The 14,264-nt window shown below is 63.6% G+C and carries 15 protein-coding genes; 6 read left to right on the forward strand and 9 right to left on the reverse strand.

Going from position 1 to position 14,264, the window contains the following annotated elements; translation table 11 throughout:
• Positions 1-33: 33 nt before the first annotated feature.
• Together H6955_08765 and H6955_08770 are read left to right on the forward strand one after the other, a co-directional pair.
• Complete coding sequence (locus H6955_08765; GenBank protein MCP5313635.1) at positions 34-1,026, forward strand: glucokinase; 993 nt, start codon at positions 34-36, stop codon at positions 1,024-1,026.
• Positions 1,027-1,052: 26 nt separating this feature from the next.
• A complete protein-coding gene (locus H6955_08770; protein ID MCP5313636.1) occupies positions 1,053-2,369 on the forward strand; it encodes a glucose-1-phosphate adenylyltransferase in 1,317 nt (438 codons plus the stop codon).
• A 53-nt stretch (positions 2,370-2,422) separates the two neighbouring features.
• Here the strand turns inward: H6955_08770 and H6955_08775 are convergent, their stop codons facing one another.
• The 4 genes from H6955_08775 to H6955_08790 all read right to left on the reverse strand — a co-directional run bounded on the left by H6955_08775 (position 2,423) and on the right by H6955_08790 (position 4,804).
• On the reverse strand, positions 2,423-2,869 hold the full coding sequence (locus tag H6955_08775; GenBank protein ID MCP5313637.1) for an SH3 domain-containing protein: 447 nt from the start codon (positions 2,867-2,869) through the stop codon (positions 2,423-2,425).
• Complete coding sequence (locus tag H6955_08780; protein ID MCP5313638.1) at positions 2,850-3,098, reverse strand: hypothetical protein; 249 nt, start codon at positions 3,096-3,098, stop codon at positions 2,850-2,852. Before H6955_08780 ends, H6955_08775 begins: the two co-directional genes overlap by 20 nt.
• A gap of 38 nt (positions 3,099-3,136) precedes the next feature.
• Positions 3,137-3,763: an MliC family protein gene (locus tag H6955_08785; protein MCP5313639.1), complete on the reverse strand. Its 627-nt coding sequence runs from the start codon at positions 3,761-3,763 to the stop codon at positions 3,137-3,139.
• Positions 3,764-3,850: 87 nt separating this feature from the next.
• A complete protein-coding gene (locus H6955_08790) occupies positions 3,851-4,804 on the reverse strand; it encodes a hypothetical protein (protein MCP5313640.1) in 954 nt (317 codons plus the stop codon).
• 134 nt (positions 4,805-4,938) lie between these two features.
• On the opposite strand from H6955_08790, the gene H6955_08795 reads away from it, so the two are divergent.
• Together H6955_08795 and H6955_08800 are read left to right on the forward strand one after the other, a co-directional pair.
• Positions 4,939-6,924 (forward strand): DUF4071 domain-containing protein, encoded by a 1,986-nt coding sequence (locus tag H6955_08795; GenBank protein ID MCP5313641.1) that lies wholly within the window; start codon positions 4,939-4,941, stop codon positions 6,922-6,924.
• A gap of 65 nt (positions 6,925-6,989) precedes the next feature.
• Positions 6,990-8,186: a patatin-like phospholipase family protein gene (locus H6955_08800; protein MCP5313642.1), complete on the forward strand. Its 1,197-nt coding sequence runs from the start codon at positions 6,990-6,992 to the stop codon at positions 8,184-8,186.
• A 53-nt stretch (positions 8,187-8,239) separates the two neighbouring features.
• Here the strand turns inward: H6955_08800 and H6955_08805 are convergent, their stop codons facing one another.
• The 5 genes from H6955_08805 to H6955_08825 all read right to left on the reverse strand — a co-directional run bounded on the left by H6955_08805 (position 8,240) and on the right by H6955_08825 (position 12,417).
• Complete coding sequence (locus tag H6955_08805; GenBank protein MCP5313643.1) at positions 8,240-9,283, reverse strand: phospholipase A; 1,044 nt, start codon at positions 9,281-9,283, stop codon at positions 8,240-8,242.
• Positions 9,284-9,508: 225 nt separating this feature from the next.
• The gene (locus tag H6955_08810; GenBank protein MCP5313644.1) at positions 9,509-10,009 is read right to left on the reverse strand and encodes a C40 family peptidase; all 501 of its coding nucleotides are present in this window, start codon (positions 10,007-10,009) and stop codon (positions 9,509-9,511) included.
• Between the two features lie 74 nt (positions 10,010-10,083).
• The gene (locus H6955_08815) at positions 10,084-10,665 is read right to left on the reverse strand and encodes a YceI family protein (GenBank protein ID MCP5313645.1); all 582 of its coding nucleotides are present in this window, start codon (positions 10,663-10,665) and stop codon (positions 10,084-10,086) included.
• A gap of 16 nt (positions 10,666-10,681) precedes the next feature.
• Positions 10,682-11,242, reverse strand: a complete 561-nt coding sequence (locus tag H6955_08820) for a cytochrome b (GenBank protein MCP5313646.1) — start codon at positions 11,240-11,242, stop codon at positions 10,682-10,684.
• A 2-nt stretch (positions 11,243-11,244) separates the two neighbouring features.
• Entirely contained in the window at positions 11,245-12,417 is a 1,173-nt protein-coding gene (locus H6955_08825) for an MFS transporter (protein ID MCP5313647.1), read from the reverse strand.
• Positions 12,418-12,562: 145 nt separating this feature from the next.
• Between H6955_08825 and H6955_08830 the strand changes: the two genes are divergently transcribed.
• Together H6955_08830 and H6955_08835 are read left to right on the forward strand one after the other, a co-directional pair.
• Entirely contained in the window at positions 12,563-13,333 is a 771-nt protein-coding gene (locus tag H6955_08830; protein ID MCP5313648.1) for an MBL fold metallo-hydrolase, read from the forward strand.
• Between the two features lie 78 nt (positions 13,334-13,411).
• Positions 13,412-14,257 (forward strand): ATPase, encoded by an 846-nt coding sequence (locus H6955_08835; protein ID MCP5313649.1) that lies wholly within the window; start codon positions 13,412-13,414, stop codon positions 14,255-14,257.
• Positions 14,258-14,264: the final 7 nt, after the last annotated feature.

Raw genomic sequence — 14,264 nt, forward strand, 5'->3', positions numbered from 1 at the left:
ACACCGAGGTGGACGCGACGTGGGATTGAAGAGATGAACGCAAGGCCGGCAGACGATCGCTATCCGGTGTTGGTCGGGGACATCGGCGGGACCAATGCGCGATTCGCGTCGATTCGCGCACCGGGCGCCCCGCCGGAATTCATCGAGGTCCTGCATTGCGCCGATTTTCCCGGGCCGTTCGAGGCGATCCAACACTACCTCGCCGTCACCGGCTCGCCCACACCTCGGCGTGCGGGGTTGGCGGTCGCCACCCCGGTCAGCGGTGACCAGGTCAGGATGACCAACAGCCACTGGTCGTTTTCGCGCGCCGCGCTCAGCGCTCAGCTCGGGCTGGAGGAACTGTTGGTGCTGAACGACTTCGCCGCCTTGGCGCTGGCGCTGCCGCACCTGCATGACGACGAACTGCGCCAGGTGGGTGGTGGCGCCGCACAGCGACGACGGCCGCTCGCGGTGCTTGGACCAGGTACCGGGCTGGGAGTCTCCGGACTGCTTCCGTGTGACGATGGCTGGGTGGCGCTGAGTGGCGAGGGCGGGCATGTCAGCTGTTCGCCGGTGACCCCGCGGGAGTCGGCGATTGTCGAGATCGTGCGACGTCGCTACCCGCACGTGTCCGCGGAACGATTGATCTGCGGCGATGGACTGGTGAACCTGTACCGGGCCCTTGCCGAACTCGGTGATGTCACTGCGCTGCCGCTCACACCCGAGGAGGTCAGCGCGCGCGGACTGAACGGCGAATGTGCGATCTGCAACGAAGCACTCGGTGTGTTCTGCGCGATGCTCGGTACCGTGGCATCCAATCTGGTATTGACCCTGGGTGCGACCGGTGGGGTCTACATCGGCGGCGGCATCGTTCCGCGGCTCGGCGATTTCTTCGTCGATTCGGCGTTCCGCGCCCGCTTCGAGGACAAGGGTCGCTTCACCGATTACCTGGCGGCGGTGCCAAGCTTCGTGATCACCGCCGCTTATCCCGCCCTGCACGGAGTGGCTGGTGCACTGCATGCCACGGCTGCGAAGCCATCAGCCTGATGGGGTGATCCGGGTTCACGGGAGCCATGCCCGACCTGTGTTTGAGGTCGGGTGGGTTCAAGATCAGGGCGGCATGCCGCCATTCACTGATACATGCGCCAGTACGATGTCGAACAGTCGGTGATTGCTTGAAGATCCTCGCGTTGATAATGGCCGGCGGCGAGGGAAGACGACTGTCCCCGCTGACTGCTGACCGGACCAAGCCCGCAGTCCCGTTCGGCGGCCGCTACCGGATCGTCGACTTCGTGCTCAGCAACTTGGTCAATTCCGGGATTCGCGCGATCTATCTGCTGGTTCAGTACAAATCGCAATCGCTGATCGAACACCTGCGTCAGGCATGGCAGACATCGCCCACTGCGCTGCGGCATTTCGTGACGGTCGTGCCCCCACAGATGCTCGGTGGGCCCTACTGGTTTCAGGGCACCGCCGACGCGGTCTATCAGAACCTGAACCTGGTGCGGATCCATCGTCCCGATCATGTCGCGGTATTCGGCGCGGATCACGTCTATCGCATGGATGTGCGGCAGATGGTGCAGTTCCATGAGGACAACGGTGCGGACGTCACGGTGGCCGCGCTGCCGGTACCGGTCGAGCAGGCGCATGGGTACGGTGTCATCGACGCCGATGCCAACGGCATGGTGCGCGGTTTCCAGGAGAAGCCGGAACAGGCTGTCGGGATGGCGGGCGATCCCGGTCGCTGCCTCGCATCGATGGGCAACTACGTGTTCAAGGCGGAAGTGCTCGAAAAGGTGTTGGAAGAGGCGCACGCGGCCGGCGAGAAAGATTTTGGCCGGGACGTGATCCCGCGCATGCTCGACGGTCACCGGGTATTCGCCTACGACTTCACCTCGAACCAGGTCCCGGGCCTGAAGTCCTACGAAGAGGCCGGCTACTGGCGCGATGTCGGCACGATAGCGGCCTATCACAGGGCCAATCTCGACGTGCTCGGACTGCAACCACGCTTCAACGTGTTCAACCCGGACTGGCCGATCTTCACCAGCAACTACCCCGGGCCGGTACCGAAGATCGTCGGTGGCGAGATCTACAACAGCATATTCGGCGGCGGCACCATTGTGAACGGTGCGCGCGTGCGCAACTCGATCGTGCGTCGCGAGGTATTCATCGATCGCGATGCCGAGCTCGACGACTGCATTGTCATGGACTATTCACAGATCGGGGCGGGCGCCCGTCTGCGACGTGTCATCGTCGATCGATACAACGTGATCGCTGCCGGTACACAGATTGGATACGACCTCGAATCGGACAGTCGGCGCTATCATGTCGATGACGACGGTATCGTCGTCATCGCCCGCGGCGTTCGCGGTCACCAAACGATTTACTGATCGACACGCGGCAGAGGCATCTGACGGCAGACCGCCGGGGCGATCGGGATGGTTCAGTGCGGGTTGCCCGTGGCGCCGTTGCCGCGACCCGCGGGCGATGCCGCTTCATCGCCGTCCTCTCGCAGATAGCGTGCGGACACCCAGCCGACCAGCCGCTGATAGCGTACCTTGCACCAGCGGCGGTCAGCACTTGCCGCGCGCTGCTGTTCGCTCATGCCCTGCCATTCGGCAAACGACGGTCCACCACGACATCCCAGATTCTGGATGCCGCGGGCCCCATGCGGTATCTGGCCGATCTTCGTGGTCGCGGTCGTCGGACCCAGGCGTACGTTGAGGGCGCCTCCGACAGCGATGCCGGTGACCGCGAAGTAGTCCGGTCCGGAGGCCTCGGACAGTGCTGCGGGAGAGAGCAGAGTCGCGAAGCCAAGCAGGCCGCTGCACACCATGCATCGAAGTGAACGGACCGGCGGCATCTGTCGTCTAGCGCAGTTGATCGACACTGTGGTCGCCGTTCGACGCCACTTCCTGCGACACCTGGACGACGCGATGACTGCCGAACAGGATCGCGGCGAGCAGCAGGATCTTCAACGCCTGGCCGAACGAGAGTGTTTTCAAGCCGAAGACCTCCGGCATCGTGGTGTTCCACAACCAGCGAAAAACGACCACGAAAACGGCGATGAGTACTGCAGCGATCGCGAGTCCTGCTATGACTGCGGCGGCATTTTCCATTTCCGTTCTCCTCAGATGACAATCGACAGGGACTGGCGCTAGTTCGACGCCTGGATTGCGCAGTCGAGCGCGGGTTCGCCCGGCCATTCGAAAAGTGCCGTGTCACGCTTGATCCAGAATACATAGTCCCCATCGGTTTCATGGGCCATGTATTTCGAGCCCGAAGCGGCCGGCGCGAGCGTCGCCACGAGGTGCCTGTCCGACCACTGGAGATAGGCGTGTGGTGTGTCACTGTCGACGAACGTCAGGCTGACTGGGGACTCCAGCCCGCTGCAGGTCATCACCATCGGGCCCTTACTGATGCCCTCCTCGTCGCGGCTCCTGGACGCGGCATGGTCGCGGCGCAACGCATGTATCCGCTGGACATAGCTGTCGAGCATGCAGCGCGCCAGGTCTGCCGATTTTTCGCATGCGTCGCGTTGTCTGAGCCACAGGTGCTGCCGCTGGACGATTTCGGCACGCCCGGCCTCGCTCAGGTGATTCGCGTCTTGGGCCAGTTGGAACAGCCGTTCGACTTCGCGATCGAGTCCGGACAGATCCTGGTCGCGGCATACAAGGGCCGTGGCCGCGCCGCCCGTTTCGAGGCAGTCGAAGCTCGGTGGCTCGGCGACCGCTGCCGTGGCAAGCAGCAAAATGATTCCCAACGGGATCAGGTCGGGTCTCAATGTGCCGGTTCGTGTCGGGGGACGTCGCCTCATGGCATTAGCTTAGCGTGGACCGGGCATTGTGATCCACGCGTCAGAGGGATCGCATCAACGATCTGCGATCATGTGCTCTGCACGATGCAGTGTAACGGGGGCCTGCTTGTCGAGGGGTGCGCGTCGGAGCCACTCGACCAGGTTCCGCCAGTCCGTCTCCGGCAGGCGGGCGAGCATCGAGGTGCGGGCTTCGAGGAAGGCCCCGGCGGCGTTCACGACGACTTGTCCACCTCCGCCGGATGACGGTGGATGGGCCGCCAGAATCTCCCAGTCGATGCGATAACCGCGATCTGCGGCGGTACGGATCGCCTGGTCCAGTTCGACGAGTTCGCCCGCCGTCTCGCGGCATGCGGCCGCCTTGTCCTCACGCCGCATCAGGTCGGTGAATTCGCAGCGCAGTACGTCGTCGACCTCAAAGGTCGGCGGCGCCTGTTGGCTCAGCAACCAGGCGCCCACCAGGTCCCGCTTGTCGGGGGAGCGCGATGTGCCTTGATCGTTTACCACGCTGCAGTCGTTGAACCGGCAGAATGCCGCCAGCACCCGTTCTTCGACATCGCGTTCGGCCTCTGGACGCGGCGCGGTCACTGCGACCGGCTGACCGTCGATGATGATGAACAGTTGCTGTTGCGCATCGACGTGGAGCACGAACGGCGTACCCTGCGAGAGCCGCAGGCGCGCCTGCTCAAGCTGGTTTGCGACGCCGGCGGTCGCCTGTCGCCATCGCGCCAGCTTGTTGCGCCGTGCCGGCGTGCTGAGACGCTCCCGAGCGGCATCGGAGAGTTCGGCATCGTAGCTGTGCAGCATTGCCTCGAGCACGATATCTGCGAACTCCCATTGCGTCGTGGGATCGGCATCCTGCAGAGCGCGCGCGAGCGCCGTCAGGCGTGGTGGCTGGAGTTGGATCCGTGCGCCCGGCGGGCGCTGATCGGCCGCCATACACATCTGTGAGGCGAACACCCACAGAGGTACCGCAAGCAACGAGACAAATCGATTCAGGATACGCGACATCGTCTGGGCGATCTCCGCAAAGTGACGGCATGTTATCCCGATCCGGCCCGGAGGGTCGCAATGTTCGATGCTATGCTCAGGTGGGTCGGTGGCGCCGCCGACTGGAACAACAGTGGGGCCGACAGACGTTGAGTATCAAACCGCACGCGTTCGTTGCGATGCCGTTTGGCATCAAGCCGGGTCCGGACGGCCAGCCGGTGGACTTCAATCGTGTCTATGCAGAGCTGATCAAGCCCGCACTGGAGCGTGCCGGGCTGTTCGCGTTCCGCGCCGACGAAGAGACGCGGGCAGGCGATATCCGCGTGGACATGTTTCAGGAGTTGCTGATCGCCGATCTCGTGGTGGTCGACCTGACCATCGACAACCCGAATGTCTGGTACGAGCTCGGCGTGCGGCACGCGTTGCGTGCGCGCGGCGTGGTGCTGGTCTCGGGTGGACAGGCGACCAAGGCGTTCGACGTATACACGGATCGCAAGCTGCGCTACGGCATCAGCGAGGGTGGGCCTGATTCGGCGTCGCTCGATGACGACATCGAGCGCCTGTGCGGCATGATTCGGGACTCGATGGAATCCTGGCACGGGCGCAAGATGAGTCCGGTCTACCAGCTGATTCCAAACCTGATGGAGCCGGACTGGCGCAGTCTGCGGGTCGGCGATTTCCGCGAGTTCTGGGATGCCTACGAGGCCTGGGAACGTCGCATCGTCCAGGCGCGTCGTCAGGGTCGGGTTGGCGACATGCTGGTGTTGGCCGACGAGGCACCGGTTGCGGCGTTCCGTGCCGATGCCTGGATTCGGGCAGGCAAGGCCCTGCGGCGTATCGGACACTACGGCTTCGCCGTCGAGCAGCTCGACAAGGGGCTCGCGATCGATCCGGAAAACCTGGACGGGCTGCTCGAAAAGGGGACCTGTCTGCAGCGCCTCGCGATGCAGGGACGGCGTGGCTTCAGTCTCGACATGGCGCGCAGCCACTACGACGATCTGCTGCGCAGCCATCCGAAGAACGCCGAGGCCTGGGCCTTGCGCGGTCGCGTCGACAAGGATGCCTGGCTGCTTGGCTGGCGCCTGCCCGGTGCGTCGGGCCAGGCGATGGTGGAAAACGCGCGTTACGAAGAGGCCCTGCTCAAGGCCGCGGTCGCCAGTTACGAGATCGGGTTCCGTGCCGATCCGCGCCATTACTACTCGGGGATCAACGCCCTGATGCTGATGTACCTGCACGAGCACCTGCTCGCCGACGGCACCTATGGGCCGAAGATGGGGCTGCTCGCCGGCGGTGTGCGCTTCGCCGCAGAATGCGAGACGAACGACGAGCAGCTCTACTGGGCCAAGGCCTCGCTCGGCGATCTGCAGGTGCTGATCGGTACGCCGCAGTCCACTGCGGCCGCGTACAAGGAGGCGGTCGCGGTGAATCGCGGCAACTGGTTTGCACTGGATGCCTGTCGTGCGCAGTTGCTGATCCTGCGTGACCTGGAATTCGCGACACCGAATGTCGATGCGGGACTGGAGGTGTTCGACCGAGCCCTGCAGCGTCTGCCGATGCCGGGGCGCGAATGGGAACCGAACCGGGTGTTTCTGTTCAGCGGGCACATGGTGGATGCCCAGGACCGGGCGGACGAGCGATTCCCGGAACGCCTGGTCGACAAGGCCGCGGAACGCATCAGCGAGCTGTTGACTGAACTGGAGGCCGGCCCCGAGGATCTTGCGCTGACCCAGGGAGCCTGCGGCGGCGACATCCTGTTCACCGAGGCCTGCCTGGCGCGCGGGGTTCGCGTGGAGTGGCTGCAACCGTTCACCGAACCCGAGTTCATCGCGCGCTCGGTCGCACGTTGTGGAGAACAATGGCGATCGCGCTATTTCGATGCACGCCAGCAGATGACGTTGCCCGTACTCTCGGCACAACAGGAGCTGGGTGAACACCCGGCTTGCCAGGATCGCGGATACGCCTATGAGCGCTGCAACCGCTGGTTGTTGTACACCGCGCTCGCCTGGGGTGTGGGCAAGGTACATTTCGTCTGCCTGTGGAACGGTGGCGGCGGTGACGGCCCGGGGGGCACTGCGCACATGTATGGTGAAGTCGCACAACGGACCGGCCAGGTGCATTGGATCGACACGCGTACCTTGTGAACGGCAGCGCGGAAGGTTTCGGTACGCGGCCACCGCCGTGAATCGTGTCCAAGGGGAGAAGAGAGATGCAAGAACGACTGCGCGAACGAATCCGGTCCGCCGGGCCCAAGAGAATCCTGGCGTGCGACGGCGGCGGTATCCTCGGGCTGATGTCGGTCGAGATCCTCGCCGGCATCGAGCGGGATCTACGCGGCCTGACCGGGAACCCGGAACTGGTGCTCGCCGACTGGTTCGATTTCACCTGCGGTACCAGCACCGGCGCCATCATCGCCGCCTGTATTTCGAGCGGGATGTCGGTGGACCAGATCCGCAGCTTCTACCTCGACAGCGGCAAGCAGATGTTCGACAAGGCATCGTTGCTCAAACGCCTGCGCTACAGCTACAACGACGAACCGCTCGCGCGGAAGCTGCAGGCCGAGCTCGACCGCGCACTCGGTCATCGACCACAGCCGGACCAGCCGCACGCGACCCTCGGCGACGAAGGTCTGCGGACCCTGTTGATGATGGTGATGCGCAACCATTCGACCGACTCGCCCTGGCCGGTCAGCAACAATCCCTTCGGGGTCTACAATCAACGCGTGCGTGCCGACGGTACGCCGCGTCTGGACTGCAACCTCGATCTGCCACTGTGGCAGCTGGTGCGTGCGAGCACTGCGGCACCGACGTTCTTTCCGCCCGAGGTCGTCACCTTTGCCGAGGGCACCGACCGCGAGTACCAGTACATCTTCGTCGACGGCGGCGTGACGACATACAACAACCCGGCATTCCTGGCCTACCAGATGGTGACCGCCGGATCGTACGGCATCAACTGGCAGGGCGGGGTCGATGACCTGCTGATCGTGTCGACCGGCACGGGCCACTGTCCAAACGAGCGTCTGGACCTGCGCGAAGGCGATCTCTGGCTGCTCGACCACGCGGTCAACATCCCGGGTGCACTGATGAATGCCGCCGCCGATGGCTGGGACATGGCGTGCCGGACGGTCGGCGAATGTCGCTACGGGGCCGAGGTCGACCGCGAATTCGGGGCCCTGGTCACGCCCGCGGAACGTTGGGGCAAGGACCCGGCGAAGCGGTTTTCATACCTGCGCTACGACGCGGATGTCACGCCGGACGGACTCGCCGCGCTCGGTCTTGCGGATATCGAGGCGGAACATGTGCGCAAGATGGACAGCACCGACTACATCGATGAGATCCGGCGGGTGGGTGTCGCCTTTGCCGAACGCCACCTCGATACGGCGCGCCATTTTTCGGGTTTCTATTGAGGCCGCTGCGCTCGGCGGGCGAGGTACGGCCCTGCGGTCGGGCCGTCCGTGCATCACAGCCAGTCGGTCAGCGCGAGCCCGAACCCGATGCGGTGAACATACTGGTCGTAGTCGATCAGACTCTCACCGTAGCCGCTGAAATACTGCACGTAACCCTTGAGATATGGATAGTCGCCGAGCGGAAAGCTCCAGGCGAGTTCCACGGCGCCGCGACTGAAACCCGACTCGATGTTGTTGCGTGACATCGCGCTGAATACATGCTGGCCGCGCTTGTGGACGATGCGCAGCTCGTGATGTCCCAGGTAGTCCTCGATGTCGGGATTGTCGTCGTCCTCGTCGTCTTCGGGGATCCGGTACCAGGGTTTGAACGCGAACGCCCAGCTGCCGCGTTCGAGAATCAGGCTCGCATAGATCCGGTTCCAGCTGCGCGAGAGGTCGCCGCCACGTCCGTTGGATTGATGGACGACCCCGAGCGTGTTGGCCGTGTTGGTGAATCCGAGAAACTTCCAGCCGGGGTTGAACTGCGCCCAGACCTCGGGCTCGTGGTTGGTCTCACGAAACGGCGATGACGCGTCGTTGTAGAGCTGCCAGAACGATCGGTTCGTATAGGCCGCGTACAGATCCATCCGGTCGTCGAACAGACCCACTGCCAAAGGCGTCTTGATGCTGACCTGAAACTGGACCTCGGTGTCGTCGACACTTCCGAACTGGTTGCCGGCGAGTTGGCGGTAGGGTTCGGGGTCGTAACCGCTCGCGTTGTAGGCGGCGAGCAGGATGTAGTTCGGCCGATGGGACATCAGCGTGAACGGCTGCAGTACGTTTTCCTTGTCCTGCCGAATGCGCTCGGAAACCACCTCGGGCGCTTTCTCCTCGGGCACGAACAGGTTCTCGCTGAGGGCCTTCTGACAGGCCAGTCGCAGCTCGGCGATGGTTGTATTGTCTTGGACCTGGAGCATGCGTGACGCCATGCACTCGCTCAGATCGTCGGCCTGTACAAGGCCTGAGAGGATTAGACCGGCCAGCAACAGTACCGGGTCCGCCGGCTTGCAGGTCAGTGTGGGCCGTCCGCTGATCGCGTGCGCAGGTGTCTGTCTCATCTCGGTCTCTTGTCAGCGATGGTTCCGCGGGTGACCGGAGATGTGTGGAACGACGCCGATGCCGCATTCCACGTTTTCTCTCCGGTCCAGGCCAGATGATAACCGCAGGCGGTGTCCGGTGTGGGCACGACCGGTGTGCGGTGTTGCGCAGATCGCGGATTACGTGCGGTGTTTATCGGAGCAGATGGGCCGCCGTGGCGGGCGCCCGCGTCGTGCGAACAGGCCTTAGAGAAATGTCTTGCTGCCGATCAGGCGCCCCTGCCAGTAAGGGTTGTCGAGTGATGCGCGACTGACCCGCTTGCCACTCGATGGAGCGTGAATGAAACGGCCTTTGCCCTCGTAGATCGCGACATGCTTGTCTTTTTTCAGGCCGACATCGAAAAACAGCAGGTCGCCCGGCAGCAGGTGGCGTCGCTCCGGCGTCCTGGCCCGTCGCCACTGGGCGACCGCGGTACGCGGAACCTGGATGCCGATCTGCTGATGCAGGTATTGCACCAGGCCGCTGCAGTCGAAGCCTCTCCGGTTGTTGCCACCGTACCGGTAGGGGGTGCCGATCTGTCCCGCCGCGAGGCGTGCGAGCTCCAGACGTGCCGGTGCGACGGCAGCGGGCGATGGATCGGTCGTGTCGACCGGTCCGGCGACACGCGTCGAACTGCAGCCTGCCAGCTGCAGCCAGGCGAGCAACACCCCGATGGTGAGTGTGAGTCTTCCCGCTGTGAAATGCATGGCACCCGGAATGCACGACGATCTGTTTCAGCATAGTCGGCATTCCGGATGTCCGCTTTAGCGGCGCCTTCGGCTCACGGCTTGCGAATACCCTCGATGCCGAGCCACAGATGCACCTCCTTGGACGCCGGTCCGAGGTCACGAGGGATGCCGAAGTCGCTCAGCGCGAAGCTCGTGCGCCCCTCGAAGCCGGTGCGGTATCCGCCCCAGGGATCGGGTCCCGCGCCGATGTGGGTCACGTCGATGGTGATCGGGCGCGTCACGCCCCGCAGGGTGAGGTTGCCCTCGAGTTTGCCCTTGCCATTGCCCAGGTCCCGATACGAGGTGCTGAGAAAGCGCGCCTTGGGAAACTGGTCGACGTCGAGGAACTCCTTGTCGCGCAGGTGCTTGTCACGTTCGGCGTGGTTCGAATCGATGCTGGCGGTGTCGATCGACACCGAGACCCGCGACGCCAGCGGATTGCCCTCGTCGTAGTTGAACTCGCCGCTGAACCGGTTGAAGCGACCGACCAGCCAACTGTATCCGAGGTGCTGGATATGGAACTGGATGAAGGCATGGGCACCTTGGGTATCGATCACATAGTCGGTGGCCCCGGCGGTGCCGGCGGCCGACAGCAGCATGCCCGCGGCAATTGCGCGGATCTTGGGATTGGCCATGGTCGTGCGTTCCTCCTTATTGGTGATGGTCGGTGCGCGGCCTGAGCATGCGGCGCAGGGTCGCGTCCTTGAACACGAAGTGGTGGCGCAACGCGCCGGCGACATGCAGGGCGATCAAAGCGATCAGCAACATCGCGAGCCAGTAATGGATGCTGCCGGCAATGTCTTCCTGGGCCTCGATCCCATGCAGCGTCGAAGGGACCTCGAACCAGCCGAACACCTCGACCGGGCGGCCGTCTGCGGTCGAGATCAGATAGCCGCTGATGACCAGCAGCACCGGGACCAGGTACAACGCAGCATGTGCCAGCGATGTCGCGACGGCGAGACCGCCCCGCACATTCAGCGGGCGCGGCACTTCGCCACCGATGCGGACCAGTCCGCGCAGCACCAGGGCGATGCCGCATAACACGCCGATCGAGCGATGCAGGTTCGGGCCCTTGTTGTACCAAGGATGGTAATAGTCCAGTCCGGTCATCCACAGACCCAGCGGCAACAGAAAGAGCAACATGCCGGCTATGATCCAGTGCAGAGCGATTGCGGGTATCCCGTAGCCGTCGCCCGAGTTTGTCCAGGTCATGTTCAATCCTTCGTGACGTGCAGGGTCGTCGCGGTCCCGGGTGCGTGGCGCAGCATCACGCTCAGGCCGGTCAGGATCAGCAGCAAGACCAGCAATGTGCCGATGAACGCCGGCCATCCCACCCGCTGGTAGATGAAACCCGGCAGGTAGGAACCGAGTGCGCCGCCCGCGTAGTACGCCGAAACGTATAGACCATTGACAAGGCCCTTGCGTTCCGTCTCGAGGTGGTTGAGGAAGGCGGACAATACGCTGTGCAGCGTGAACATGCCGGCTGCGAACACCAGCATCGACAGGTATGCAAAGCCGTTGCCGGGCAGGCCGAATGCGGCGGTGCCGGCGATATACACCAGACTCCCGGCGACCAAGGTACGGCGTTCGCCACCGAACAGCCGGATCAGGCGCAGCGACGACAGTGCGATCACGATACCGACCATATAGCCTGTATAGACCAGCGCGATCGCGCTCTGCGAGATCGTCGGATCGTTGTCGCGCATGTGAAACGGCAGGAAGTTCAGCATCGCGGCGAACACGAAGAACAGCAGGAAGGCGCTGGCCAGGGCCTCTGCGTAGACAGGACGGCGGGCCAGGTCACGGATCTCAGCGAGGCGCACCTTGCCGAGCCGTAGGCGTGGGTCGGAGTCGAGGCGCGTGGTCAGCCAGGTCGCGAGCAGTGCCGCACACGCCCAGAACAGGAATGCCGCCTGCCAGTCGATCAGGTCGGTGAGCAGGCCGCTGAGTACACGGCCGCTGTAGCCGCCGGCGATCGTCGCGGCGATGTACACAGTGATGTTGCGGCGCGTCTTGTGCTGTCCCCCGGCCGCCGAACTGTAGGTCATCAGCGCGGTGAAGATCGCCGGCAGCATCATCCCTTCGAGCGTGCGCAAGACAAAGAACAAGGGGTAGTCGGGACCCAGGCTGATCGCGAACTGCGCAATGCTCAACACCGTGAATCCCGCAGTCAGCATGTGCTTGGTCGAGACGTGTTCGAGCACGTAACCGTACAGCAGGGGTCCCAGTGCGAGCGGAACCATGGTTGCGGTGGTCAACAACGCGGTGTCGCCGATCGGTCGGCCCCACTGCGTCGCGAGCAGCGGTAGCAACGGCTGGGTCGCGTACAGCACGGCGAATCCGACGATGGTGCAATAGACGACGATCGCCAGGTTGCGGGTGCCCATGGCCCTTCCACAAACAGTCGAAAGGGGTGAGTATAAGGGCGCGCGGCACCCGGGTCGGGCGACGGTTGTGGGAAATTCGTCAATCCTTACCCGCTGGTTTTGCGGTCATTTTGGGTCTGGTGGTAGCTGGTCGGGGGTGGTTTGGATGTCGGATGTCCTGCAGCTGCGTTTTCTCGGGGTCGGCAACGCGAACGCGCAGGCGCTCGGCAATGCGTCCGCGGTCCTGGAGGACGGCGACGGCCGGCCTTTGCTGCTGATCGATTGCGGTCCCAGCGTATTGCCCGCGTATCTCGCCCGCTACGGGGCATTGCCGGCGGCGCTCTTCGTCACGCATACCCATCTCGATCACATCGGCGGTCTCGAGGGACTGTTTTATCGCCTGGCCCTGGAGGAACCGGGGCTGTCGCCGGTGCGGCTGTACCTGCCGGCCAGTATCGTTCCGCGGCTGCATCAGCAATTGGCCGACGATCCGTTCAAGTTGGCCGAGGGTGGAATGAACTTCTGGGACCGCTTTCAGGTGATCCCGGTCGGCGATCAGTTCTGGCATGCCGGCCTGTTGTTCGACGTGTTTGCGGTGAGTCATCACGCCTACCGCGCGGCGTTCGGCCTCGGTTGCCCGGGACGTTTCGTCTATACCGGCGATACCCGGCCGATTCCCGATGTGCTGCAGCAGTTCGGCAACCACGGCGAATGGATCTTCCACGACTGCGCGCTGAAGGGCAGCCCATCGCATACCGGGGTCGCCGATCTCGCCGCGAGCTATCCGCCCGCGCTGTGCGAGCGCCTCGTGCTGTATCACTACGAATCGCCGGGCGCGGCGGATCAGTTGCGCGCCCTCGGCTACCGGGTTGCCGACCCCGGCGAGGTGTTCAGGCTGCCACCCGGTCGAAGCCCGATATTGCGCTGCGTGGGTTAGTCAAAGACCCGGAACGGATTCCACCGCCGGCGCGCTTGACGGATAATCTTTCGCTTGTCCATTGGCATGGAGTATGTCGTGAAGTTCACGGTCGGGGAATTCCGCAACTGGCAGAACAAGAAGGTCACCCTGCTCGGGATGTCCGGGGTCGGCAAGACCTACATCTCGGACATGTTGCGCAAGCACCAGTGGTATCACTACTCCGGTGACTACCGGATCGGTACCCGCTACCTCGACGAAAGCATCCTGGACCTGATCAAGGAGCAGGCGATGCGGGTGCCGTTCCTGAGCGAGTTGTTGCGCAATGACTGGATCTATATCCGTAACAACATCAAGGTCTCCGACCTCGGTCCTGTGCTGTCGTTCGTCGGCAAGCTCGGCAATCCGGAGCTCGGCGGTGTGCCGTTGGAGGATTTCGAACGCCGCCAGGCACAGTACCGGGAGGCCGAGATCGCGGCGATGCACGACGTGCCCTCGTTCATCGAGAAGGGACAGAAGATCTACGGCTACAATCATTTCGTGAACGACGTCGGCGGATCCTTGTGTGAACTCGATGAGCCCGGCGTGATCGAGTTGCTGGTGCAGCACACCTTGATGTTGTACATCCAGGTGACCGACGAGGAAGAGGAGCAGAAGCTGATCCGTCGGGCGCAGAGCGACCCGAAACCGCTCTACTACCGGCCCGAATTCCTGCGCGAACAGCTTGCGCGCTACCTGGAGGAATCGGGGCTGCAGTATGCCGCGGAGATGGACCCCGATGCCTTCACGCGTTGGATTTTTCCACGCCTGTTCCATTCCCGCGTGCCGCGTTACGAGGCGATCGCTCAACAGGGCTACACTGTGACCTCGCGAGAGGTCGCCCAGGTGCGCGACGAACAGGATTTCCTGGGCCTTCTGGAAACCGCGATCGCCCGGTCGCAATAGATGCCGT

The sequence above is a fragment of the Chromatiaceae bacterium genome (genome assembly GCA_024235395.1).
Classification (GTDB): domain Bacteria; phylum Pseudomonadota; class Gammaproteobacteria; order Chromatiales; family Chromatiaceae; genus Thiosocius.

What these genes read in the sequence shown, in the direction of transcription:
- H6955_08765 (MCP5313635.1), top strand. Translation starts at nt 34, where the DNA reads ATGAACGCAAGGCCGGCAGACGATCGCTATCCGGTGTTGGTCGGGGAC.
- H6955_08770 (MCP5313636.1), top strand. Translation starts at nt 1,053, where the DNA reads ATGCCCGACCTGTGTTTGAGGTCGGGTGGGTTCAAGATCAGGGCGGCA.
- H6955_08780 (MCP5313638.1), bottom strand. Translation starts at nt 3,098, where the DNA reads ATGGAAAATGCCGCCGCAGTCATAGCAGGACTCGCGATCGCTGCAGTA.
- H6955_08790 (MCP5313640.1), bottom strand. Translation starts at nt 4,804, where the DNA reads ATGTCGCGTATCCTGAATCGATTTGTCTCGTTGCTTGCGGTACCTCTG.
- H6955_08800 (MCP5313642.1), top strand. Translation starts at nt 6,990, where the DNA reads ATGCAAGAACGACTGCGCGAACGAATCCGGTCCGCCGGGCCCAAGAGA.
- H6955_08805 (MCP5313643.1), bottom strand. Translation starts at nt 9,283, where the DNA reads ATGAGACAGACACCTGCGCACGCGATCAGCGGACGGCCCACACTGACC.
- H6955_08810 (MCP5313644.1), bottom strand. Translation starts at nt 10,009, where the DNA reads ATGCATTTCACAGCGGGAAGACTCACACTCACCATCGGGGTGTTGCTC.
- H6955_08815 (MCP5313645.1), bottom strand. Translation starts at nt 10,665, where the DNA reads ATGGCCAATCCCAAGATCCGCGCAATTGCCGCGGGCATGCTGCTGTCG.
- H6955_08820 (MCP5313646.1), bottom strand. Translation starts at nt 11,242, where the DNA reads ATGACCTGGACAAACTCGGGCGACGGCTACGGGATACCCGCAATCGCT.
- H6955_08825 (MCP5313647.1), bottom strand. Translation starts at nt 12,417, where the DNA reads ATGGGCACCCGCAACCTGGCGATCGTCGTCTATTGCACCATCGTCGGA.
- H6955_08830 (MCP5313648.1), top strand. Translation starts at nt 12,563, where the DNA reads ATGTCGGATGTCCTGCAGCTGCGTTTTCTCGGGGTCGGCAACGCGAAC.